This is a genomic window from Streptomyces sp. NPDC047841, from assembly GCF_040704085.1.
GTDB lineage: Bacteria > Actinomycetota > Actinomycetes > Streptomycetales > Streptomycetaceae > Streptomyces > Streptomyces argyrophylli.
Map to the genome: position 1 here is coordinate 1 of NZ_JBEYRP010000027.1, position 20,602 is coordinate 20,602.

Genomic DNA, 20,602 nt, shown 5'->3' on the forward strand with positions numbered 1-20,602 from the left:
TGGAAGAACTCGGACGGCAGCTCGAAGCCCCGAGTGTGTATGCGCCGGGTCACCTCGATCAGCAGCTCGCGTATGCCGTGGATGTTGAGGCTGAATGGAGCGGGGCCGCACGCCGAGAGGCTCCGCCGGACGGGCCCGGTCACCCCACCCACGGTCCGATGCCGGCCTCGATCGAGGGTCCGTCCGCCGCTCCGGCCCAGGCGTAGTAGCCGTCGGGCCGCACCAGGGCCGCCTCCCGGGCCCCGTCGCCGCCGTCCGCACGGCGGGCGAGGACCAGCCGCCCCCGCCGGCCCGCGATGTCGAGCCCGGCGGGGGCGCCGGACTCCCCGTCAGGCGGCAGGACCAGGACGAACCGCCCTTCCCGCAGCGCCTCGTAGAGCCGTCCGCCCGCCAGCTCCAGGTCCGGCGCCCGTCTGCCCACCAGCCGGTGCGCCCCGCGCGCGGCGGGGTAGGAGTGCCCGATTCCGGTGATCTCTCCCACCGCCTGCCGCGTCACCGGCCGCACATGGGTGACCACCAGCTTGCGAACCGTGCGCAGCGCGATCTCCAGCGGATTGTGCGCCATGGCCAGCCGGAGGTTGAGCCCGCTGCTGCGCAGCACCGCCCGGCCGATCGGATGGCGCTCACTGTGGTAGGTGTCCAGCAGCGCGTCGGAGGCCCGGCCACCGAGCACCGCCGCCAGCTTCCAGCCGAGGTTCACGGCGTCCTGGAGGCCGGTGTTCATCCCCTGCCCGCCGGCCGGCGAGTGCTGGTGGGCGGAGTCGCCGGCCAGCAGCACCCGGCCCACCCGGTACCTGGGCACCTGGCGCTCGTCGCTGTGGAAGCGGGAGATCCAGCGCGGGTCGTGCATGCCGAAGTCGGAGCCGAAGGCACGCTCGATGAGGGAGCGCAGCTCCTCGAACGCGACCGGGGAGTCGTCGGGTTCCCCCCGGTGGGCCCGGTCCCAGCCGCCGACCCGCCAGTAGCCGTCGCCGAACGGGGCGATGAAGCCGAAGGCGTCGCCCGTGCCGTGCACCTGCACCACCAGGCTGGGCCGCTCGGTGAACTTCACGTCGGCGAGCGCCACCGACCGGATCACCACCTTCCCGGGGAAGGGGAGGCCGAGGGCCTGGCGCACCGCGCTGCGCGTGCCGTCCGCGCCGACCAGATAGCGGGCCCGCACGGTCGACTCGCCCTCCGCGTCGCGCACCGACACGGTGACACCCCCGTCGTCCTGGGAGAGACCGAGCACCTCGGTCCCGTAGCGGATGACCGCACCGTTCTCCAGGGCCCGGCGCAGCAGCAGCTTCTCCACCTCGTACTGCGGGGTGACCAGCAGGAAGGGGAAACGGGAGGGCAGCGCGCCGATGTCGAACGGTATCGCCCCGAACAGCCGTAGCTCGCGGATGACCTGCCCGGTGGCGACCAGTTCGTCGGCGAGACCGCGGGCGTCGAGGAGTTCGAGGGTGCGGGCGTGGACACCGAAGGCACGGGTCAGGTTGCTGATGCCTTCCGGGCGCTTCTCGACCACCACCACGTCCACGCCGGCCGCCGCGAGGTCTCCGGCGAGGAGCAGCCCGGTGGGACCGGCCCCGGCCACCACGACCGAGTGCGGGCCGGGGGGCGTCGCCCCGGCGCCGTCGACGGCAGAGGACTGAGAGGTGTGCGACATCCGCAACTCGCTTCCTGGAAGAGGGAATCGGGCTCCGGCCCTGGGCCGCCGGCGCCGGGGAGCGGACGTACCGGCCTCCGGCCGTGTCCATCCTGCACCGCGGGTGTGAAGCCGGTACTGCGGCAGCATGTCGGACCGGTCGCCGGTGCCGCTCCCGTCGGGCCGTACGGCGCGTTCGGCGCAGCCCGCGCATTCCCCCGGCGGCCGGCGGACGCCCTCCACGACCGGCCGGCGATAAACCCGTGAGCACGTCAGAAGGTCCCGCAGAACCACAGGTCGATGACTATGTAATGCACCTTCATGAACCCGCAACGATGTATTTACGACAGAAGTCTTTGAATGGACTACAAGCGACCGATAAATTTTCGAGCGCAGGTTCGACATCCACGCTGACCGGATGAGCCGGGGGAGGCCATGGGTCCATACTCATCAGCGGTGAAGCCGGAGCACCATCCGCCCATCGAGCGCGTCACACGCGGACCGCAGACCGTACTGGAGGACATGCCGGGGCCGGCGCGCACGGTGCCCGCCCCTGCGGCCGGCTGGCAGATACTCCTGGTGGAGAGCGACTCCGCCGACGCCGAGTCCCTGGCGGCAGGACTGCGCAGGCACGGCCACGAGGTCACCCACGCGGCCCTCGGCGTCGCCGCCCTCGAAGCCCACGAGGACGCGGATCTGATCCTCCTCGACCTGGAGCTCCCGGATCTCGACGGGCTGGAGGTGTGCAAGAGCATCCGCTCCGTCAGCTGTGTGCCGCTGCTCATCGTCACCGGCCGCGGCTCCGAACTCGACCGTGTGCTCGGGCTTCAGGCCGGCGCGGACGACTACCTCGTCAAGCCGTACGGATTCCGCGAACTGATGGCACGCATCGAGGCCGTCATGCGCCGCACCCGGTCCTCGCGCACCGTCGACCGGGAAATCACGCACGGCCCCCTGCACATCGACGTGAATGCGCGGCAGGTCAGCCTGGGCGGCCGTGGTGTGGGGCTGACCCGGAAGGAATTCGACCTCCTCTGCATTCTCGCCTCGCACCCCGACACCGTGATTCCCAGAAAACGGCTGCTGCAGCAGGTGTGGGGCGATTCCTGGTCGAGGCGAACCGTCGACACGCACGTCAGCAGCCTCCGCACCAAGCTCGGTGACAGCGACTGGATCATCACGGTCCGGGGCGTGGGCTTCAGACTGGGCACCGGCTGCTCGGTCTGACGTGGCGGGGCCCGGGGTTCCGGCGTACGACCCGGTTCGCCGCCGTCTTCTGCAACAGCCCGTAGGCCAGGACCGGCAGGAGCAGGTGTGGCTTGTCGGGCAGCGTGGTGGTGATCAGAACGGCGCTCGCGCTGCTGTTGTTCATGCCGCAGGCCAGCGTGAGGGACGACGCCGCCGGGGCGTCCAGCCTCAGCAGGCGTGCGGCGCCGTGGCCGAGGGCGAAGGACAGCAGGCAGACCAGCGTCGCCACGGTCAGCGCGGCGGCGAGCAGCAGCGGTCGCGGGCGTGCCAGGAAGGAACCGAGGGCGCCGCTTGCGTTGACGTAGGTCAGGAGGAGGGAGCCGGCCAGGGCGGTCGGCACGACGACGCCGAGCACCCGGCCGAGCAGCGGCGCGGGCAGTGCCAGGCGGCACAGAATGCCGGCCGCGCAGGGCAGGACGACGCCGAGCAGGGCGAAACCGCCGTGGGCGTCCGTGATCCTGCTGAGCGTGGACCCGTAGCCGCCGCCGAGCAACGGCAGCAGCGTGCCGATGACCAGGGGGGTGGTGAGCGGGCTGAGGAGGGTGGAGGCGAGGACGAGTCCCACCATGGTCGGCTGGTCGCCGTCGCCCTTGCCGGTCCACACGGTGGCTCCGGCGGCGACGGGCATCGTCACGATCAGGATCATCGCGGTGACGAGGCCGCTCCCGCCGTCGGTGTCGGGAGTCCGGCGCAGCAGGAACGCGACGGCGGGGATGGCCAGCAGGGGGATCGACAGGTGCAGGGCCAGCCCGGCCAGCAGGGCGACCGGGCGCCGCAGCAGGGTGCCCAGCGCGCCCAGGGGGACCTGGAGTCCGGCCGAGAGGAGCACCGAGGAGAGCAGGAGCTGCGGGAGGGGTAACGGCAGGGCGTGCCCCCAGCCGAGCGGCAGCGCGTGAGCCCGGCGCAGCCACAGTCCGGGCCCCGGCAGGAGCAGTGCGGCGGCGTAGGCCAGCACGACCGCGCGGCCCAGCCGGCGCCGCAGCCAGCCCGTGGCCCGATCGGTCAGTGGTGGGGCGGCAGTTCGGGTGTACAAGGCGGCCCTCTTCCGTCACTTCTTGCTGTGGGGGTCCGGCGGCACGGTCGCTCCCCACGCCGTGGGAGCCGTCTGGAACGCCGGCGGTGTACGGGGCCGGGTGTACGGGACCGGGAGCCCGCCGGCTTCGTCGTCACCGAAGAGTCATGAGGTCAGCGGCAGGGCGCCCAGGCGCCGGTTGGCGAGCCACCGTGCCACGGTCGCGGACTGCCGAGGAGCAGGGCGAGGGCGGCGGCTATCGCCGCGTGGTCGCCGGGGAAGGACCGGTCGGGCCGGTTGGCGGCCGGATACGGGGAGCTGGTCATGGGGGCCTTCCGTGCGGAACAGGCGCACAGGGCACCCGTAACCAAACGACTACAGCGAGGTAGACCGTCTACCGAACTGTAGACGAACGGCGGCCGGTACGCGTCCCGAGCGGCTCCCTGAGCTCCGCCCATCGCGGTCCCGGACCGTGCAGGGCCACGGGCTGACCGGGCTCCGGGGTGCGCAGCCCGGCGAGGACCAGGTCGAGGTAGCGCAGGTGCAGCGCGGTGGCACGCTCGCCGGTGACGGGGATCCGCGGGGTGAGGTGTTCGAGCAGCAACGGGATGTCGGCGGAGCTGAAGTCGGCGCGCAGCACGCCCGCCCGGTGCGCGCCGTCCACCAGGTCGTCCAGCGCCGCGCGCAACTGCTGCGCGGCGGCCAGCACCTCGTCGGTGGCGGGCAGCCGGCCACCGACCAGGGGCAGGAGCGGCCCGCCCGTCCCCTGGTCGGCCAACGCGTCACGGAGGAAGCGCACCAGGGCGGCCCAGGGGTCGGGCTCCTCGGCGAGTGCGGTCCGCGCCTGCGCGACGAGTTGTTCCATCCCCGCGATCCGCATGCGCTGGGCCAGCAGCTCTTTGCTGGGGTAGCGGCGGTAGAGGCTGCCCATGCCGATGCCGGCCCGGCGGGCGATCTCGGAGACGGGGGCGTCCCAGCCGCGCTCGGCGAAGACCTCGCGCGCGGCCTGGAACAGGCGGGTGTCGTTACGGTCCGCCTCCCGCCTGCGGCCCCGCGGTTTTCCTGTGTACGTGTCACCCATGACGCGGCATTCTCCCTCAGGGGCGTCCCACGCCGTGCCCGCCGTCGACGGTGACGACGGCCCCGGTGACGAACCCGGCGTCCTCCCCGGCGAGCATGGCGATCGCCCGGGCCACGTCCTGCGGTTCCGCCACCCGTCCGAGCGGCGTGTGTTCGGCCAGGCGCTGCTGGAACTCCTGCGGCTGTCCGGCGCTGGCCTCGGTGCGCACGAAGCCGGGCGCCACGACGTTGACGTTGATGCCCAGCGGACCGGCCTCGTAGGCGACGAAGCGTGTGAAGGTGTTCAGCGCGGCCTTGGCGGTGCCGTGCGCGGTCATGCCCACGGTGGGCGGGCCGTCGGCGACGGCGCTGGAGACGTACACGATCCGGCCCCCGCCCTGGGCACCCATGACGGCCAGCGCCCGCTGCGTGAGGGTGTAGACGGACGCGAGTTCGTTCGTCACCTTCGCGTGGAAGTCCTCCCAGGTAAGGCGGGGGAGCGGGGTGGGGGTGAAGCGGGCGCCGGCGTTGCAGACGAGGACGTCCAGGCGCCCGTCGACCGTGGCGCGCTCCAGCAGTTCGGCCGCCTGGCGGGGGTCGTACACATCGGCCCGCACGGCGAAGGCCTCGCCGCCGTCCGCCTCGATCTGCTTGACCACCCGGTCGGCGGCCTCCCTGTTCGCGAAGTAGTTGACGGCCACGCGGTACCCACGGGCCGCCAGCTCGCGCGAGGTGGCCGCGCCGATGCCCCGGCTGCCGCCCGTGACCAGGGCGGTCGGCTTCCTCGTCGTCGTCATGTGTCCTCCGGTCGGCGGATCGGTGTCTTGCGCGTGCACGCTATCGGAGCGGAGCGCTCCGTTCAAAATAACGGCCGAGGAAGCGGCGGAATGATCGCTGTCGGCACCGTGTTGCCCATGGGCATGAGCGAAGCAGTAGTGGCGAGCGCCTACGGCGGTCCTGAGGTCCTGTCAGTGATCGACGTGGCCGTCCCGGAGCCCGGGCCCGGTCAGGTGCGCATCGCGGTGCGAGCCGTGGGTGTGAATCCCTTCGACTACAAGATGTACAGCGGCGCCTTCGGGGCCGATCCGGCGAAGCTGCCGCTGCGGCTGGGCAGCGAGGCGGCCGGTGTCGTCACCGCGGTCGGCGCCGACGCGACCGGCCCCGCGGGTCCCGTCCGGGTGGGCGACGAGGTGATCGTCTACCGCGCGCCCGGCGCGTACGCCGCGGAACTCCTCGTCCCGGCCTCGTCCGTGGTGCCGAAGCCGGCCGCCCTGTCCTGGGAGCAGGCCGGCGGGCTGATGGTCGCCGGCGTGACCGCCGTCCACGTCCTCGAAGCGGTCGGACTCGCCAAGGGCGAGACGGTGCTGGTCCACGGGGCCGCGGGAGGGGTCGGGCTGGTGGTCGTCCAGCTGGCCGTGGCACGCGGCGCCACCGTCGTCGCGACGGCGAGCCCCGCCAAGCACGAGCTGCTGAGGGAACTGGGCGCGGTCCCGGTCGCGTACGGGCCCGGCCTGGCGGACCGCGTGCGCGCGGCGGCGCCGGAGGGGATCCACGCGGCGGCCGACCTGGTGGGCACCGACGAGGCGGTGGACGTCTCCCTGGAACTCGTGGGCGACCGCTCCCGCATCGCCACCATCGCGGCCTTCGAGCGCGGCGCCGAGGCCGGGATCAAACTCCTCGGCGGCGGGCCCGGCGCCGACCCCGGCACCGCGATCAGGCAGGCCGCCCGCCTCCAGCTCACCGAGGCCGCGGCAGCGGGGCGACTGCGCATCCTGATCGCGTCCAGCCACCCGCTGCGGGAGGCTGCCGCCGCCCATCGCGAGAGCATGGCCGGCCGCACCACCGGGAAGATCGTCCTCCTGCCGTAACCCGTCTCCGTCCAGTCCATGGGGGCCGCCTCGGCCGCTCGCCCGCGCGATGACCGCTTCCGGCAGGAACCGGTTCAGCTCGCGGGCGCAGCGCTGAGGCGACCCCGCTCCCCGGCCCCGCCGGGCATCCTCGGCGGCACGGCCGTCCACGCCGACCCGCTGCGACGGGCGGGGGTGGTGGTCACTCGGCTGCGGTGCTCGCTGGGCTCGTCAGGATTGCGTGGGCGACGACGTCGAAGAGGCGGTCGGCCCGTGGTGCGAGCGAGGGCTGGTCACCGAGCCATGCCGGCGCGAATGCTGAGGCGAACCCGCTCCTCGGTTCCGCCGGCTGCCCCGGCCGTCACCGTCCTCGGGCGCCCGTGGCGGCGTGACGCGCTGCCGGGCATCCTCGGCGGCACGGCCGTCCACGCCGACCCGCTGCGGCGGGCGGGGGTGGTGTTCACTCGGCTGCGGTGCTCGCCGGGCTCGTCACGATCGCGTGGGCGACGACGTCGAAGAGGCGGTCGGCCCGTGGTGCGAGCGAGGGCTGGTCACCGAGCCATGCCGGCGCGAATGCTGAGGCGAACCCGCTCCTCGGTTCCGCCGGCTGCCCCGGCCGTCACCGTCCCCGGGCGCCCGTGGCGGCGTGACGCGCTGCCGGGCATCCTCGGCGGCACGGCGGTCCACGCCTGAGCCGCTGCGACGGGCGGGGGTGGTGGTCACTCGGCTGCGGTGCTCGCCGGGCTCGTCAGGATCGCGTGGGCGACGACGTCGAAGAGGTGGTCGGCCCGTGGTGCGAGCGAGGGCTGGTCACCGAGCCACGCCAGCGCCGCCACCAGCGCGAACAGATCGGCACCGTCGATATCGGTCCGTGCCGCGCCCGCGGCCTGCGCGCGCGCGAGGAGCCGCGCCCCGGCCGCGCGCAGGGTGACGCACGAAGCGTGGAGCGCGGACTCGGTGTCCTCGATGGCGGCAGCCATCAGCACGGTCACGCCACGGTACTCGGTCGTCCACGCGACGCAGTCCCGCAGCCACGACAGGAGAGCGTCCCGGGGCGAGCCGGAGGCCTCGAGCGCGTCCGCCTTCGCCGTCAGCTCGTCGAAGCTCGTGCGCAGCAGGGCGTCGAGCAGTGCCTCGCGCGTCGGGAAGTGCCGTAGCAGCGTCGCGAGTCCGACATCGGCCCTGCGCGCGATGTCGCGCAGCGACACGTCGATGCCCTGCTCGGCAAGGGCGGTGCCCGCTGTCGCGAGCAGGTGGTCGCGGTTCTTCCTGGCGTCGGCCCGCATGTGTCCCTCTTGACTATCCGGATCAGTGGTCCATATATTCGGATCAGTGGTCCGTTTATCTGGACCGCTGATCCGAATAGCGTATCCCGCGGCGCGGGCAGGAGAAGACGATGCCGACACACACGATGAGGGCGGTCCGGCTCCACGAGTACGGCGGCCCCGAGGTGCTGCGTTACGACGAGGTGCCGGTCCCCGTACCGGGGCCGGGCGAGGTGCTTATCCGCGTGCACGCGGTCGGCGTCAATCCTCCCGACTGGTACCTGCGCGGCGGGCTCACCACGATGCCCGGGGAGACGGAGTCGACGGTGAGCCTGCCGGTGATTCCCGGGACGGACGTGTCGGGCGTCGTCGAGGCCGTCGCCGCGGACGTGGACGGTCTCGCCGTGGGTGACGAGGTCTTCGGCCTCCTGCGTTTCCCCAGCTTCCACGGCAGCGCGTACGCCGAGTACGTGGCCGCTCCCGCGTCGGACCTCGCACGCAAGCCGGCCGGCATCGACCACGTGCACGCCGCCGGAGCGCCCATGGCCGGGCTGACGGCGTGGCAGTTCCTGATCGAGCTGGGCCACGACCACCCCTCGCCCTTCCAGGACGCACGGCACCGCCCGACGGCACCCGGCCCCGGCACGACGGTGCTCGTCAACGGCGCCGCGGGCGGTGTGGGGCACCTCGCGCTGCAACTGGCGAAGTGGAAGGGCGCCCGGGTCATCGCGGTGGCGTCGGGCGCACACGAGGCGTTCCTCGGAGAACTCGGCGCCGACCGGTTCATCGACTACACCAGGAGCCGTGCCGAGGAACTCGTGCACGACGTCGATCTGGTCCTCGACACCGTCGGCGGCCCCGGCAGCAGGCGTCTCCTGCGCACCCTCAAGCGTGGCGGCGCCCAGTTCCCCGTGCTCCCCGGGGAGTTCGACGAAGAGGAGACCGCGAAACTGGGCGTCACGGTCTCCAGCACCCAGGTCCGCTCCAACGGTGCGCAGCTCGCCGAACTGGGGCGCCTGCTCGACGCGGGCACGGTCCGCGTCGCGATCGACAGCACGTACGCGCTGGCGGATGCCCGGGCGGCGCACGAACGCGCGGCCCGGGGGCACATCCAGGGGAAGATCGTGCTCACGGTCGTTCAGTGACGAGGGGCCCGCGGCACGGGGCAGCCCGGGGGCGGGCGGGGTGGACGCCGCCCGCCCGGGCGGTTCCCGGCACCGCGTGAGACGGCGAGCAGCGGCCCGGCCCGTGGACGGGCCCGCCGGGTCCCGGCCGGAAACGTGGCGAAGGGGTCCGGGCCCGGGGGCCGTGGGGGAGGGGCGGTCCACGCCTGGGAGACTGAGGGGTATGGATATCGCTCGCAGGAACAACGTCACCGTCACCGGCAACCCTCACGGGCGTGCCGTGGTGCTGGCCCACGGGTTCGGCTGCGACCAGAACATGTGGCGACTGACGCTGCCCGCACTGGTCGAGGAGTACCGGGTGGTGCTCTTCGACTACGTCGGTTCGGGCCGCTCGGACCTGTCCGCGTTCTCGGAGGACCGCTACGGCTCACTGCACGGCTACGCCCGGGACGTGGCGGAGGTGTGCGAGGCGCTCGACCTGCGGGACGCGGTGTTCGTGGGGCACTCGGTCAGCGCCATGATCGGGGTGCTGGCCGCGGAGGCGGCTCCGGAGCGCATCGGGGCACTGGTGATGGTCGCTCCGTCTCCGCGGTACATCGACGACGAGGGGTACCGGGGCGGGTTCAGCGCGCAGGACATCGACGAACTGCTGGCGTCGCTGGAGTCCAACTACCTGGGCTGGTCGGCCGTGATGGCGCCGGTGATCATGGGCAACCCGGACCGCCCCGAGCTTGGCGAAGAACTCAGGAACAGCTTCTGCGCCACCGACCCGGACATGGCGCGCGTCTTCGCCCGCACCACGTTCCTGTCGGACTCACGGGACGACCTGAAAAGCGTGCGGGTGCCGACCCTGGTGCTCGAATGCAGCGAGGACGCCATCGCCCCCCGGGAGGTCGGCGCCTTCGTCCACCGGGCGATCCCGGGGTCGACGCTGGTGACCCTGGAGGCGACCGGGCACTGCCCGCACCTGTCCGCGCCCGAAGCCACCAACGAGGCGATCCGGAGCTTCCTGGCCGGCCTGCGGTGATGTGCCGCACCGGGCAGCAGCCCGACCCCCACGACCCCCACGACGCCGACGACGAGAGGGCGGCGGACGCGGCCTTCGCCGCACTGCTGGAGGACAGCGCCGAGGAGTTGTACGAGAAGGCGCCCTGCGGATACCTCTCCACGCTGATGGACGGCACCGTCGCCAAGATCAACGCCACTCTGCTGGGCTGGCTGGGTCTGGAGCGGGAGGCGGTGGTGGGCCGGATGCGCTTCACCGACCTGCTGACCGTCGGCGGCAAGCTGTACCACGAGACGCATTTCGCTCCGCTGCTGCGCATGCAGGGCGAGATCAGCGGGATCGCCCTGGAGATCAAGCGGACCGACGGTGACCGGATACCGGTGCTGGTCTCCTCGGTGGTCAAGCGCGGCGGCAACGGCGAGCCCCAGCTGATCCGCACCACCGTCTTCGACGCCAGGGACCGCCGGGCCTACGAAGAGGAACTGCTGCGCGGCCGGCGAGCGGCCGAAGCGGCCCGCACACAGGCGGAGGCCGACCGCGCCCGGTTGCAGGACGCCCTGGCCGTGCTCCAGCAGTCACTGCTGCCCGACACCCTGCCCTCCATACCCGGTGTGGAGACGGCCGGCCACTACCACACCGCCTCTCCCGACCGGCTCGGAGGCGACTTCTACGACGTCTTCCCCCTCGACGGCACACGCTTCGGTTTCTTCCTCGGCGACGTGTGCGGCAAGGGACCCCAGGCCGCCGCGGTCACCTCGCTCACCCGTTACACCCTGCGCGCCGCCGCCCTGCACGACCCCGATCCCGTCTCCGCTCTGACCACCCTCAACAAGGTGCTCCACGAGCGCTACGCCGGCAGCGGCGACCCGCGCTACTGCACCGCCGTCTTCGGCACCCTCGACCCCGACCCGGCGACCGGGCGGCTCACCGTCCACCTCGCCTCGGGCGGTCACCCGCCGGTCATCGTGCTGCGGGCCGACGGCACCGCCGGCTTCCTGCCCACCCCCGGCGGCCTGCTCGTCGGCGTACTGCCCAGCGCGCGTTTCACGCCCGCCACGACGGTCCTCACGCCCGGCGACACCCTGCTGCTCTACACCGACGGCCTCACCGAAGCCCGTACCGGCCCCGACCGCACCAGCCTGTACGGGGACGAGGCACTCCTGGCCTTCACCGCCGGCCACGGCGGCAAGCCGCCCCACGCCGTGATCGAAGCCCTCACCGGCCTGCTGGACAGCTTCGGCGACGGCCTCGACGACGACACCGCCCTGCTCGCCCTCGGCGTCCCAGCCCCCGGCCACCCGACGAGAAACACACGATGAGCCCGCTGAAGATCACCACCCGAGACGCCCCGACCGGTCCTGTTCTGGAGATCTTCGGCGAGCTCGACTACGCCAACGCCGGCGAGCTGCGTGAACGCATCGCCGCTCTCACCCTCCGGCCCGGCCAGCGCCTGGTCCTGGACCTGGGCGGCATGCGGTTCTGCGACTCCAGCGGCATCACCGCCCTGATCGCCGCGCGCAGCCACGCCCAGGCCGCCCGGGCCGACATCGCGCTGGCGGCCGTACCCGCCAACACCCTGCGGGTCCTGCGGATCGTCGGCCTCGACCAGATCTTCGCCCTGCACCCGGACAGCGACACCGCCGTCCGTTCCTGAGACCGCGGCGGACGGGCCCGCGCACACCGCCGGCCCGCGCCCGCGGCACGTCTTGGCCGAGGAGGTCAGTGCAGCTCGACGTCGAGGCGTGAGCGCAGCTCGTCGAGGGTGATGCCGTAGGTCTCCCGCACATGGACGCCCTGGGGCCCCAGGTCGAAGGTGGCGACCTCGGTGTAGACCCGGCTGACGCAACCGGTGCCGGTGAGCGGGTAGCTGCACCGCCGGACCAGTTTGGGCGCGCCGGACTTCGTGAAGAGCGACATCATCACGTAGACGTCCTTGGCGCCGATGGCGAGGTCCATCGCGCCGCCGACGGCGGGGATGTCGCCGGGTTCGCCGGTGTGCCAGTTGGCCAGGTCACCGTGCTCGGAGACCTGGTAGGCGCCGAGGACGCAGACGTCGAGGTGGCCGCCGCGCATCATGGCGAAGGAGTCGGCGTGGTGGAAGTACGCCGCTCCGGGAAGCTCGGTGACCGGGACCTTGCCGGCGTTGGTGAGGTCGGGGTCGATCCGGGCGCCCTCCGCCTTCGGGCCCATGCCGAGCATGCCGTTCTCGGTGTGCAGGACGACGCCGAGATCCTCGGGCAGGTGGTCGGCGATCTTGGTGGGCCGGCCGATGCCGAGGTTGACGAACGCGCCGGCCGGGATGTCCCGTGCGATCACGGCGGCCACCTCGTCCATGCCGAGCGGACGGTCGGCGCCGGCCGGCGCCCCGCCCGGGGACGCCGAGCGTGCCGCGGTGGTGGTGTCGGTGGTCATCGTGCCCCCTGGACGGTGTAGTGGCGGGTCGCGACCGGGACGACGCGGTCGACGTATATGGACGGCGTGACGACCGCCTCCGGATCGAGCGCCCCGAGCGGGACGACCTCGTTGACCTGGACGACCGTGGTGGTGGCGGCGGTCGCCATCACCGGGCCGAAGTTGCGGGCGGTCTTGCGGTAGACGAGGTTGCCCATCGGGTCGGACCGGTACGCGGAGACGAGGGCGTAGTCGCCCTTGATCGGATACTCCAGCAGGTAGTCGCGTCCGTCGATGGTGCGCACCTCCTTGCCCTCGGCGAGCGGGGTGCCGACCGCGGTCGGACAGTAGAACGCGCCGATCCCGGCACCCGCGGCCCGCATCCGCTCGGCGAGGTTGCCCTGGGGAACCACCTCCAGCTCGATCTTCCCCGCGCGGTAGAGCGCGTCGAAGACGTAGGAGTCGGCCTGCCGCGGGAAGGAGCACACCACCTTGCGGACCCGGCCGGCCGCGAGCAGCGCCGCCAGTCCGACGTCGCCGTTCCCGGCGTTGTTGGAGACGATCGTGAGGTCCTTCGCGCCCTGCCGGATGAGGGCGTCGATGAGGTCGAACGGCATTCCGGCCAGGCCGAAACCGCCGACCAGGACGGTCGAACCGTCCTCGATCCCGGCCACCGCCTCGTCGGTCGAGTCCAGCACGGTCGCGCGGCTCACTTCGACACCTCCAGATTCTCCAGGACGACGGCCAGCCCCTGGCCGACGCCGATGCAGATCGCCGCCACGCCGTACCGCTCGCGGCGTTCCCTCAGGACCGCGGCCAGGGTCCCGAGGATCCGGCCGCCGGAGGCGCCCAGCGGGTGCCCGATCGCGATGGCCCCGCCGCGCTGGTTGACGACCCCGGGGTCGCGCAGGCCGTCCTTGAGCCAGGCGTCGACGCAGGCCAGCGACTGGACCGCGAACGCCTCGTTGAGCTCCACCGCGCCGACCCGGTCCCAGGTGATCCCGGCGCGGGCGAGCGCCCGGTTGGCGGCCTCGACCGGGGCGTAGCCGAATTCCCGGGGATCCAGCGCCGTCGCGCCCCTGCCGGCGATCCGGGCGAGCGGGTCGGTGCCGATGGCCGCCGCCGCGGCGTCGCTGCCGAGGAGCACCGCGGAGGCGCCGTCGGAGAGCGGGGAGGCGTTGCCCGCGGTGATGGTGCCGTCCGGCCGGAACGACGGCTTCAGCGCGGCGAGCTTCCCGGTGTCCGAGTCCGGGCGGATGCCCTCGTCGCGGACCAGATCGCCGACCGGGGTGACCAGCGCGTCGTAGAAACCGTCCTCCCACGCCCGGTGCGCGAGGCGGTGGGAGCGGACGGCGAACTCGTCCTGGCGTTCGCGGGAGATGCCGAAGCGCTCCTGGAGCTGCTCGTTGCACTCGCCCAGGGAGACGGTCCACTCCTTCGGCATCCGCGGGTTGACCAGCCGCCAGCCCAGCGTCGTCGACACCGCGGTGACGTCGCCGGCCGGGAAGGCACGCGACGGCTTGGGCAGCACCCACGGCGCCCGGGTCATCGACTCGACACCGCCCACGAGCACGACCTCGGCGTCGCCCGTCTCGATCGTGCGGGAGCCGGTCATCGCCGCGTCCAGGCTCGACCCGCACAGCCGGTTGACCGTCGTGCCGGGCACGCCGGCCGGCAGACCGGCCAGCAGCGCGGCCATCCGGCCGACGTTGCGGTTGTCCTCACCGGCGCCGTTGGCGTTGCCCCACACGACTTCGTCGACCGCGGCGGGATCCAGCGCCGGTGCCTGCCCGAGCACACCGCCGATCGCCGTGGCGGCCAGGTCGTCGGGCCGGACGCCGGCCAGCGCCCCGTTGAACTTGCCGAACGGTGTCCGCGTGGCGGCGTAGAGGAATGCGCTCTTCATGGCTCGAAGGCTAGACGGCGGCGTCGATACCGTGAAGTATCGATATCGCCCTCGATTGATATCCTGAACATATGGATCTGCGTCAGCTCCGCTACTTCCTCGCGGTCGCGGAGGAGCGCCACTTCGGGCGTGCGGCCGAACGGCTCCACATGGCGCAGCCACCGCTCTCGCAGGCGATCCGCCAGCTGGAGGGCGAGCTCGGCCTCGCCCTGTTCCACCGCACCACACGCCGGGTCGACCTCACCGAGGCCGGCCGCGCCTACCTCGAACGGGTGCGAGCGATCCTCACCGAGGTCGACCAGGCCGCCGACCACGCCCGCCGGGTCGCCGCCGGTTCGGTCGGCCACCTCACCCTGGGCTGCGTCGGCTCGGCGACGTACAGCCTGCTGCCGACGCTCTCGCGTCACCTCGCCACCGAACTGCCGGGCATCGACTTCTCCTTCCGCGGGGAGATGCTCGCCCCCGACCAGGTGGAGGCGCTGCGCGGCGGCGCCATCGACGTGGCCCTGCTGCGCCCGGCCGCGGCCGACCCGTCCCTCGTCGTCCACACCCTGCGCCGGGACCGCCTCGTGGTGGCCCTCCCGGCCGAGCACCCCCTCGCGGCGAAGACCAGGGTGCGCGCCGCCGACCTCGCGGGCCTCGACATGATCATGCACTCGGCGGACCGCCGCTCGGTGATGCACGACGTCGTGCTCGGTGTCCTCCGCGACGCCGGCATCGAGCCGCGGATCCGGCACGAGGTGGGGGAGACCTCGACACTCATCACCCTCGTCGCCGGCGGCCTCGGAGTCGCGGTCGCGCCCGAACCGGTGACCGCGCTCGCGCTCGACGGCGTCGTCTACCGGCCCCTGGTGCGCCCGACGGCGTCGGTCGAACTGGCCGTCGCCCACCGCGCCGACCGCGACGAACCCCACCTGGCGCGCGCGGTCGAGGTCATTCGCCGGCTGTTCTGAACCGAAGGCTCCAGGGCGAGCCGGGCGCGTGCGGTGTCCGGTGCACACACCAGCGCGTGCGCACACCGCCGCACGCCGGCGCTCAGGCACCAGCCGGTGAAGGCGGCGCCTCCTGAAGTTCCGCGGCAGGCCGGCCGCGGCCGAAGGCGGCCTCGACGAAGCACTGGTCGTGGGCCGACCGCGCGCCGTGCCGCAGAGCGCGTTCCAGAGAGCCGCGGGACGGCGGATTGCGGCGGGACCAGCCGTCGTGGAGCAGGGACACCGCGAAACCGGCGAGGAACGCGTCACCGCAGCCCATGGTGTCGGCCATGGTCCGTGCGTCCGCCGCGCGGGCCGGTGCCGTCGCCAGGGTGCGGCCGTCGTACACGGTGGCCCCCGCCAGGCCCCGGGTCGCCAGGGCCATGCGCGCGCCCCGCGCCACCACGGCTTCGAGCAATCGCCGCGTGGCCGCCTCGTCCAGGTCCGAGCAGGACAGCAGGGCCAGGTCGAGGTGGGGGCAGACCCGGTCGAGGTAGGCGGGGGAGCGGAACTCGTCGTCGTCGGAGAGGTCGAAGCTGACCAGCGGACCGGCCGCGGCCAGCTTGGGCAGTTCGCTCTCGGTGCGCGAGTAGACGCTGGAGTGCACGAGCGAGAACGACGCCGCGTACGCCAGCAGCGCGTCGTCCAGGACGAGCGGTTCGCGCACGGTGACGCCACCGCCGTTGTAGCCGAGGAACACCCGGTCGCCGCCCCGCACATGGAGGGTGGAGACGCCGGACTCGCCGTGGCGCACCACGCTGCGCTCGACCGCGACGCCCTCGGCCGCCACGGCCGTACGGAGGAAGGCGCCGAGGTCGTCGTCGCCGAACACCCCCAGATAGGCGGTGCCGAGACCGAGACGGCGGGCGTACACGGCGACGTTGACGCAGTTGCCGCCCGGGTAGTCGATGCCGCGGTCCACGAAACGGTCCACGACGTTGTCGCCGAAACCGAGGATGTTCATCTGAGTCTCCAGGAGGGCGGGCGCCGCGTGGGTGCGCGGCGCCCGCTCGGGGCGTGCCGGTGCGCGGGCACGGGCACGCCAGGGCGGATGGAGGGGGGTGGGACGGACCGTGGTCAGTAGTCCATGACGCGGTAGTAGCGGCGCAGGTCCAGGGAGTGGTCGCGCACCCGCTCCAGGTGCTTGCTGACCCGGTCCATCACGGTGTCGAGCACCAGCGGCGCCAGCAGTCCCCGGAACTCGGGGCTGATGCCGTCCAGGGGGTAGTCACGGGTGTCGAAGACGGTGACGTCCTTGGAGACGCGCCGGGCGAACGCCTCGGCCCGGTCGGTGAGCGCGCGGGTCTCGTCCTCGCCCTGGAAGACGATGACGCTGGTGTCCTCCTCCAGCAGTTCCAGCGAGCCGTGGAAGAACTCGGCGCTGTGCACCCGGGTGGTGCGCAGCCACTGCATCTCCTCGAGGATGCACATGGAGTACAGGTAGGTGAACCCCCACAGGTTCCCGCCGCCGATGAGGAAGTGGTAGTCGGTGTCCTTGTGCGCCTCGGCGAAGTCGGACGCCACCGGCTCCGCCTGACGGGCCACCTCCACCAGGATGCGCGGCAGGCCGGCCAGTTCGTCGGCCAGGCGGTCGTAGCCGGTGAACTCGCCCCGCCGGGACAGCAGCCGGCCCATGAACAGCAGCATCTGGACGTCGAACGGCCAGGCCTTGGGCGCCGAGACCAGCGCGGTGTCCACTCGCTGGGCGACGGGGGAGTCGGGGTGGCCGGTGAAGCCGATCGTGTACGCGCCCCGCTCCTTGCAGTGGTCGATGGCCTTGAGGCTGTCCTCGGTGGTGCCGGAGACGGAGGTGAACACGGCGACGGTCCGCTCGCCCAGGCGGGCGTCACCGGAGACGACCAGCTCCGCCGCGATGGCCGCCCGCACCGGCAGCACCGAGGCGCGCCGCGCCAGGTGCTCGTAGGGCCACATCTGCGCGTAGGTGCCGCCGGCGCCCACCAGGAGGACGTTGTCGTACCCCTCGTCCACGAGGCGGTCGACGACCTCCTCGATCCGGGGGCGCAGCGCCACGAGGCTTTCCGTCTGGGCGACGAACTCGGCTTCGTTGAAAGAGAGCACGGTGATGGTTCCTTCGAGGGTTGTTTCCGACCGGCCGCGACTGGGCCGGTGTTCTGGCGGCGCGGGAGAGGTGTCAGGCCGCGCGGCGCCGGGAGAACAGCACGTTCGCACCGGCGATGACGAGGCCGCCGACGAAGATCAGCGTTCCCATGACGTTGACCTGCGGGGGCACGCCGGTACGGCTGGCGCTGTACACCCACAGCGGGAAGGTGACCGTCCGGCCGGCGTTGAAGCTGGTGATGACGTAGTCGTCGATGGACAGGGCGAAGCACAGCAGGGCACCGGAGGCCACACCGGGCAGCAGGGCCGGCAGGGTGACCAGGCGGAACGCCGTCCACGGCCCGGCGCCGAGGTCCCGGGCGGCCTCCTCGAGCGTCGGGTCGTGACCCGCCATGCGGGCCCGTACGGTGATGGCGACGTAGGGGATGCAGAACGCCACGTGCGCGATGACGACGGTCCAGTAGCCGCGCGGCACGCCGAGCACGATGAACAGCGACAGCAGGGCGGCGCCCAGGGCGATCTCGGGGGCGGCGATGGCGGCGAACAGCAGCAGGTCCACGGAGCCGCGGCCGCGGAAGCGGTGGCGGCCCAGGGCCAGGCCGATCGGGGTGCCCAGCAGGGTGGCGACCACCGTCACGACCAGCGCGACGGTGAGGCTGTTGACCAGCGCCGAGGTCAGGTTGGGGATGGCGAACAGGTGCCGGTACCAGGTGAGCGTGAAGCCCTGCCAGGTGAAGTTCACCTTGCTGTGGGTGTCGTTGAAGCCGAACAGGACCATGACGGCGATCGGCAGCAGCAGCCAGGCCAGCACCAGCCAGGTGTACAGGGTGAGCGTGGGACGGCGGCGCGGACGGCGCGGGGCGCGCGGCCGGGGCGCCGTGACGGTGTCCTCGGCGGGGGCGACGGTGCCGGTGGTCATCGCGCGGCCACCTCCAGCACGTCGTCGGTGCCCAGGGCGCGGGCGTAGGCGAACACGGCCAGCAGCAGGGCTCCCATGAGGACGAAGGACAGGGCGGCGGCGGCCGGGTAGTCGAGGTTGGTGAAGTACTCGGTCTGGATGATGTTCCCGATCATGGTGGTCGAGGGGCCGCCGAGGATGCCGGCGTTGACGTAGTCGGCGGATGCGGGCACGAAGGTGAGCAGGACACCCGCGAAGACTCCGGGCAGGGACAGCGGCAGCACCACGCGCCAGAAGGTCTGCGCCCGGGAGGCGTACAGGTCGGTGGAGGCCTCGAGCAGCTTGGCGTCCACCCGCTCCAGCGCCACGTACACGGGCAGCACCATGAACGGCAGGAAGTTGTAGGTCAGTCCGCCGATCACCGCGTACGGGGTGGCCAGCACGTGGAAGCCGGCGGGCAGCAGCCCCAGGTGCTTGAGCGGGCCGAGCAGGACGCCGTTGTCGGCGAGGACCACGTTCCAGGACTGGGTGCGGATGACGAAGGAGACGAAGAACGGCAGCAGGAGCAGGAAGAGGAAGACCGACTTGTGCCGGCCGGCCCGGAAGGCGATCCAGTAGGCCACCGGGTAGCCCACCAGGGCGCAGCCGGCGGTGGCCGCGGCGCCGTAGAGGAGGGAGCGGACCAGTTGCACGTGGTAGGTCCCCACCACGTGGGCGTAGGTGCCGAAGTGGAAGGTCTGGCGGAAGCCGTCGATGAAGTCGCCGGTCTGCAGGGACAGCGACACCATGACGATCACCGGCGTCACGAAGAAGGCGGCCAGCCACAGCCAGCCCGGCAGCACCAGCAGGTACGGAGCCAGGACCGCGCCGGGGCGCCGCCGGCGGCGCGTCAGGACTGGTAGATCGGTTCGAACAGCGCGTTCCACTGCTTCTCCTCCGTTTCGTCGAGCACCCGCAGGTGGCGCAGCTTGGCTTCGTCGGCCTTGGTCGGGAACACCAGCGGGCTGCTGCTCAGGGAGCCGAGCAGGGACCTGCGCTTGCCGGTGGCGGCGGCCGCGTCACGCGCGATCACCGGCTGGGCGTCCGGGACGGGACAGACGAACTGCACGGTCTCGCTGATCTTCGCGGCGACCTCGGGCCGGTAGGCGTAGTCCATGTACGTCAGGGCGTCGACGGGGTGCACGGCCGTCGAGGGGATGCACAGGTTGTCGGTCCACAGCAGCCCGCCCTCCTCGGGGATGACGAACTCCAGCCGGGAGCCGCTGCGGTTGGCCTGGAAGACGTCGCCGGAGTACACCAGCGAGGCGTACAGGTCACCGCGTTGGAGCGAGGACTGGTAGGTGGTGGTGCTGTAGGAGCGGACCAGGCCGGCGTCGCGCTGCTTGCGCAGCCAGGCGGCGGCCTTGCGCCAGTCGGCGTGCGTGGAGGTCTCCGGGTCGACGCCGACGGCCAGCAGGGCGATGTTGCCCAGCTGCACCGCGTCGTTCCACATGCCGACCTTGCCGTGCAGCTTCGGGTCGAGCAGGTCCTGCCAACTGGTGATCTTCCGGCCGACCTTGGCCGGGTCGTAGCCGATGCCGGTCATGCCGGACTGCCAGGGGACGGTGTAGACGTTGCCGCGGTCGAAGGAGGAGTTCTTGAACGCGGCGCCGCCGTACCGGGCGAAGTTGGGGAGCCGGCGGTGGTCGAGCGGGGCGAGGTAGCCGAGTTCGATGTACTTGGGCAGGTAGCTGTCGCCGCCCAGCACCATCAGGTCGTAGCCGATGCCCTGCCCGGAGGCGAACTCCGGCTGGATCTTGCCGAACCAGGAGGCGCTGTCGTCGATCACCTCGTCGTAGGAGACCTTGATGCCGGTCTCGCGGGTGAACGCCTCCAGGGTGGGGTGCCGGCTCTGGTCGCCGGGATCGGTGTCGATGTACTGGGTGTAGTTGGCGAAGCTGAGCCGGCCCTTCTTCTTCCGTCCGGTCCAGAAGTCGCCGACGGCGGCGGCGATCTCGGCGGCCGTGCCGGGCACGGGCTTGCGGGCACCGGGCACGCTGCACGCGGCGAGCGGGGCCAGGGCGGCGGCACCGAGGGCGGCACGCAGCAGACCGCGCCGGGAACATCGGCGCTCGGTCAGTCCGCGCAGCCAGGGCGCGGGTGGTGTGGGCTGCAGAGGCATCATGG

21 protein-coding genes and 3 pseudogenes are annotated in these 20,602 nt (G+C 72.4%); 7 read left to right on the top strand and 17 right to left on the bottom strand.

Annotated features, from left to right (window positions below; genetic code table 11):
• Positions 1-95: pseudogene (locus AB0947_RS34115) on the bottom strand (AurF domain containing protein); the annotation flags it as partial.
• 44 nt (positions 96-139) lie between these two features.
• On the bottom strand, positions 140-1,651 hold the full coding sequence (locus AB0947_RS34120) for an FAD-dependent oxidoreductase (protein ID WP_366754248.1): 1,512 nt from the start codon (positions 1,649-1,651) through the stop codon (positions 140-142).
• A gap of 501 nt (positions 1,652-2,152) precedes the next feature.
• On the opposite strand from AB0947_RS34120, the gene AB0947_RS34125 reads away from it, so the two are divergent.
• Complete coding sequence (locus AB0947_RS34125; RefSeq protein WP_366754326.1) at positions 2,153-2,857, top strand: response regulator transcription factor; 705 nt, start codon at positions 2,153-2,155, stop codon at positions 2,855-2,857.
• Here AB0947_RS34125 and AB0947_RS34130 read toward each other — a convergent pair.
• The 4 genes from AB0947_RS34130 to AB0947_RS34145 all read right to left on the bottom strand — a co-directional run bounded on the left by AB0947_RS34130 (position 2,829) and on the right by AB0947_RS34145 (position 5,746).
• Complete coding sequence (locus AB0947_RS34130) at positions 2,829-3,911, bottom strand: sodium-dependent transporter (protein ID WP_366754249.1); 1,083 nt, start codon at positions 3,909-3,911, stop codon at positions 2,829-2,831. The genes AB0947_RS34125 and AB0947_RS34130 overlap by 29 nt on opposite strands.
• Before the next feature lie 152 nt (positions 3,912-4,063).
• The gene (locus AB0947_RS34135; RefSeq protein ID WP_366754250.1) at positions 4,064-4,216 is read right to left on the bottom strand and encodes a hypothetical protein; all 153 of its coding nucleotides are present in this window, start codon (positions 4,214-4,216) and stop codon (positions 4,064-4,066) included.
• A 68-nt stretch (positions 4,217-4,284) separates the two neighbouring features.
• Positions 4,285-4,971 carry a helix-turn-helix domain-containing protein gene (locus AB0947_RS34140; RefSeq protein ID WP_366754251.1) on the bottom strand — a complete coding sequence of 229 codons (687 nt, stop codon included), beginning with the start codon at positions 4,969-4,971 and terminating at the stop codon, positions 4,285-4,287.
• 16 nt (positions 4,972-4,987) lie between these two features.
• On the bottom strand, positions 4,988-5,746 hold the full coding sequence (locus tag AB0947_RS34145; protein WP_366754252.1) for an SDR family oxidoreductase: 759 nt from the start codon (positions 5,744-5,746) through the stop codon (positions 4,988-4,990).
• 138 nt (positions 5,747-5,884) lie between these two features.
• Between AB0947_RS34145 and AB0947_RS34150 the strand changes: the two genes are divergently transcribed.
• A complete protein-coding gene (locus AB0947_RS34150; protein ID WP_366754327.1) occupies positions 5,885-6,817 on the top strand; it encodes an NADP-dependent oxidoreductase in 933 nt (310 codons plus the stop codon).
• Positions 6,818-6,998: 181 nt separating this feature from the next.
• Here AB0947_RS34150 and AB0947_RS34155 read toward each other — a convergent pair.
• From AB0947_RS34155 to AB0947_RS34165, 3 genes and pseudogenes are all read right to left on the bottom strand, one after another.
• A pseudogene (locus AB0947_RS34155) lies at positions 6,999-7,109 on the bottom strand (TetR family transcriptional regulator); the annotation flags it as partial.
• Positions 7,110-7,256: 147 nt separating this feature from the next.
• A pseudogene (locus tag AB0947_RS34160) lies at positions 7,257-7,367 on the bottom strand (TetR family transcriptional regulator); the annotation flags it as partial.
• Positions 7,368-7,515: 148 nt separating this feature from the next.
• Positions 7,516-8,082 (bottom strand): TetR/AcrR family transcriptional regulator, encoded by a 567-nt coding sequence (locus AB0947_RS34165; RefSeq protein ID WP_366754253.1) that lies wholly within the window; start codon positions 8,080-8,082, stop codon positions 7,516-7,518.
• Positions 8,083-8,192: 110 nt separating this feature from the next.
• Here AB0947_RS34165 and AB0947_RS34170 point away from each other — a divergent pair, with 110 nt between their 5' ends.
• The 4 genes from AB0947_RS34170 to AB0947_RS34185 all read left to right on the top strand — a co-directional run bounded on the left by AB0947_RS34170 (position 8,193) and on the right by AB0947_RS34185 (position 11,845).
• A complete protein-coding gene (locus tag AB0947_RS34170) occupies positions 8,193-9,206 on the top strand; it encodes an NADP-dependent oxidoreductase (protein WP_366754254.1) in 1,014 nt (337 codons plus the stop codon).
• Positions 9,207-9,408: 202 nt separating this feature from the next.
• On the top strand, positions 9,409-10,212 hold the full coding sequence (locus AB0947_RS34175; RefSeq protein WP_366754255.1) for an alpha/beta hydrolase: 804 nt from the start codon (positions 9,409-9,411) through the stop codon (positions 10,210-10,212).
• Positions 10,212-11,510: a SpoIIE family protein phosphatase gene (locus AB0947_RS34180; RefSeq protein ID WP_366754256.1), complete on the top strand. Its 1,299-nt coding sequence runs from the start codon at positions 10,212-10,214 to the stop codon at positions 11,508-11,510. The genes AB0947_RS34175 and AB0947_RS34180 overlap by 1 nt, the downstream gene beginning before the upstream one ends.
• Entirely contained in the window at positions 11,507-11,845 is a 339-nt protein-coding gene (locus AB0947_RS34185; protein WP_366754257.1) for an STAS domain-containing protein, read from the top strand. The genes AB0947_RS34180 and AB0947_RS34185 overlap by 4 nt, the downstream gene beginning before the upstream one ends.
• Positions 11,846-11,910: 65 nt before the next feature.
• On the opposite strand, the gene AB0947_RS34190 is transcribed toward AB0947_RS34185, so the two are convergent.
• From AB0947_RS34190 to AB0947_RS34200, 3 genes are read right to left on the bottom strand one after another with little or no spacing between them, the layout of a single operon-like run.
• Positions 11,911-12,603 carry a 3-oxoacid CoA-transferase subunit B gene (locus AB0947_RS34190; protein WP_366754258.1) on the bottom strand — a complete coding sequence of 231 codons (693 nt, stop codon included), beginning with the start codon at positions 12,601-12,603 and terminating at the stop codon, positions 11,911-11,913.
• On the bottom strand, positions 12,600-13,295 hold the full coding sequence (locus AB0947_RS34195; protein WP_366754259.1) for a 3-oxoacid CoA-transferase subunit A: 696 nt from the start codon (positions 13,293-13,295) through the stop codon (positions 12,600-12,602). The genes AB0947_RS34190 and AB0947_RS34195 overlap by 4 nt, the downstream gene beginning before the upstream one ends.
• Complete coding sequence (locus tag AB0947_RS34200; RefSeq protein ID WP_366754260.1) at positions 13,292-14,488, bottom strand: thiolase family protein; 1,197 nt, start codon at positions 14,486-14,488, stop codon at positions 13,292-13,294. The genes AB0947_RS34195 and AB0947_RS34200 overlap by 4 nt, the downstream gene beginning before the upstream one ends.
• A 71-nt stretch (positions 14,489-14,559) precedes the next feature.
• On the opposite strand from AB0947_RS34200, the gene AB0947_RS34205 reads away from it, so the two are divergent.
• Positions 14,560-15,441: a LysR substrate-binding domain-containing protein gene (locus AB0947_RS34205; RefSeq protein ID WP_366754261.1), complete on the top strand. Its 882-nt coding sequence runs from the start codon at positions 14,560-14,562 to the stop codon at positions 15,439-15,441.
• Between the two features lie 82 nt (positions 15,442-15,523).
• Here AB0947_RS34205 and AB0947_RS34210 read toward each other — a convergent pair whose 3' ends face one another.
• The 5 genes from AB0947_RS34210 to AB0947_RS34230 form a co-directional block, all read right to left on the bottom strand.
• On the bottom strand, positions 15,524-16,423 hold the full coding sequence (locus AB0947_RS34210; RefSeq protein ID WP_366754262.1) for a PfkB family carbohydrate kinase: 900 nt from the start codon (positions 16,421-16,423) through the stop codon (positions 15,524-15,526).
• Between the two features lie 113 nt (positions 16,424-16,536).
• On the bottom strand, positions 16,537-17,538 hold the full coding sequence (locus AB0947_RS34215) for an SIS domain-containing protein (protein WP_366754263.1): 1,002 nt from the start codon (positions 17,536-17,538) through the stop codon (positions 16,537-16,539).
• A gap of 73 nt (positions 17,539-17,611) precedes the next feature.
• Entirely contained in the window at positions 17,612-18,457 is an 846-nt protein-coding gene (locus AB0947_RS34220) for an ABC transporter permease (protein WP_366754264.1), read from the bottom strand.
• The gene (locus AB0947_RS34225; RefSeq protein WP_366754265.1) at positions 18,454-19,362 is read right to left on the bottom strand and encodes an ABC transporter permease; all 909 of its coding nucleotides are present in this window, start codon (positions 19,360-19,362) and stop codon (positions 18,454-18,456) included. Before AB0947_RS34225 ends, AB0947_RS34220 begins: the two co-directional genes overlap by 4 nt.
• On the bottom strand, positions 19,326-20,600 hold the full coding sequence (locus tag AB0947_RS34230) for a spermidine/putrescine ABC transporter substrate-binding protein (RefSeq protein ID WP_366754266.1): 1,275 nt from the start codon (positions 20,598-20,600) through the stop codon (positions 19,326-19,328). Before AB0947_RS34230 ends, AB0947_RS34225 begins: the two co-directional genes overlap by 37 nt.
• Between the last annotated feature and the right edge of the window lie 2 nt (positions 20,601-20,602).

Coding starts and splice junctions, on each gene's coding strand:
- AB0947_RS34145 (WP_366754252.1), bottom strand. CDS start 5,746: ATGACGACGACGAGGAAGCCGACCGCCCTGGTCACGGGCGGCAGCCGG.
- AB0947_RS34220 (WP_366754264.1), bottom strand. CDS start 18,457: ATGACCACCGGCACCGTCGCCCCCGCCGAGGACACCGTCACGGCGCCC.
- AB0947_RS34125 (WP_366754326.1), top strand. CDS start 2,153: ATGCCGGGGCCGGCGCGCACGGTGCCCGCCCCTGCGGCCGGCTGGCAG.
- AB0947_RS34190 (WP_366754258.1), bottom strand. CDS start 12,603: ATGACCACCGACACCACCACCGCGGCACGCTCGGCGTCCCCGGGCGGG.
- AB0947_RS34185 (WP_366754257.1), top strand. CDS start 11,507: ATGAGCCCGCTGAAGATCACCACCCGAGACGCCCCGACCGGTCCTGTT.
- AB0947_RS34165 (WP_366754253.1), bottom strand. CDS start 8,082: ATGCGGGCCGACGCCAGGAAGAACCGCGACCACCTGCTCGCGACAGCG.
- AB0947_RS34175 (WP_366754255.1), top strand. CDS start 9,409: ATGGATATCGCTCGCAGGAACAACGTCACCGTCACCGGCAACCCTCAC.
- AB0947_RS34180 (WP_366754256.1), top strand. CDS start 10,212: ATGTGCCGCACCGGGCAGCAGCCCGACCCCCACGACCCCCACGACGCC.
- AB0947_RS34210 (WP_366754262.1), bottom strand. CDS start 16,423: ATGAACATCCTCGGTTTCGGCGACAACGTCGTGGACCGTTTCGTGGAC.
- AB0947_RS34200 (WP_366754260.1), bottom strand. CDS start 14,488: ATGAAGAGCGCATTCCTCTACGCCGCCACGCGGACACCGTTCGGCAAG.
- AB0947_RS34135 (WP_366754250.1), bottom strand. CDS start 4,216: ATGACCAGCTCCCCGTATCCGGCCGCCAACCGGCCCGACCGGTCCTTC.
- AB0947_RS34140 (WP_366754251.1), bottom strand. CDS start 4,971: ATGGGTGACACGTACACAGGAAAACCGCGGGGCCGCAGGCGGGAGGCG.
- AB0947_RS34205 (WP_366754261.1), top strand. CDS start 14,560: ATGGATCTGCGTCAGCTCCGCTACTTCCTCGCGGTCGCGGAGGAGCGC.
- AB0947_RS34170 (WP_366754254.1), top strand. CDS start 8,193: ATGCCGACACACACGATGAGGGCGGTCCGGCTCCACGAGTACGGCGGC.
- AB0947_RS34230 (WP_366754266.1), bottom strand. CDS start 20,600: ATGATGCCTCTGCAGCCCACACCACCCGCGCCCTGGCTGCGCGGACTG.
- AB0947_RS34120 (WP_366754248.1), bottom strand. CDS start 1,651: ATGTCGCACACCTCTCAGTCCTCTGCCGTCGACGGCGCCGGGGCGACG.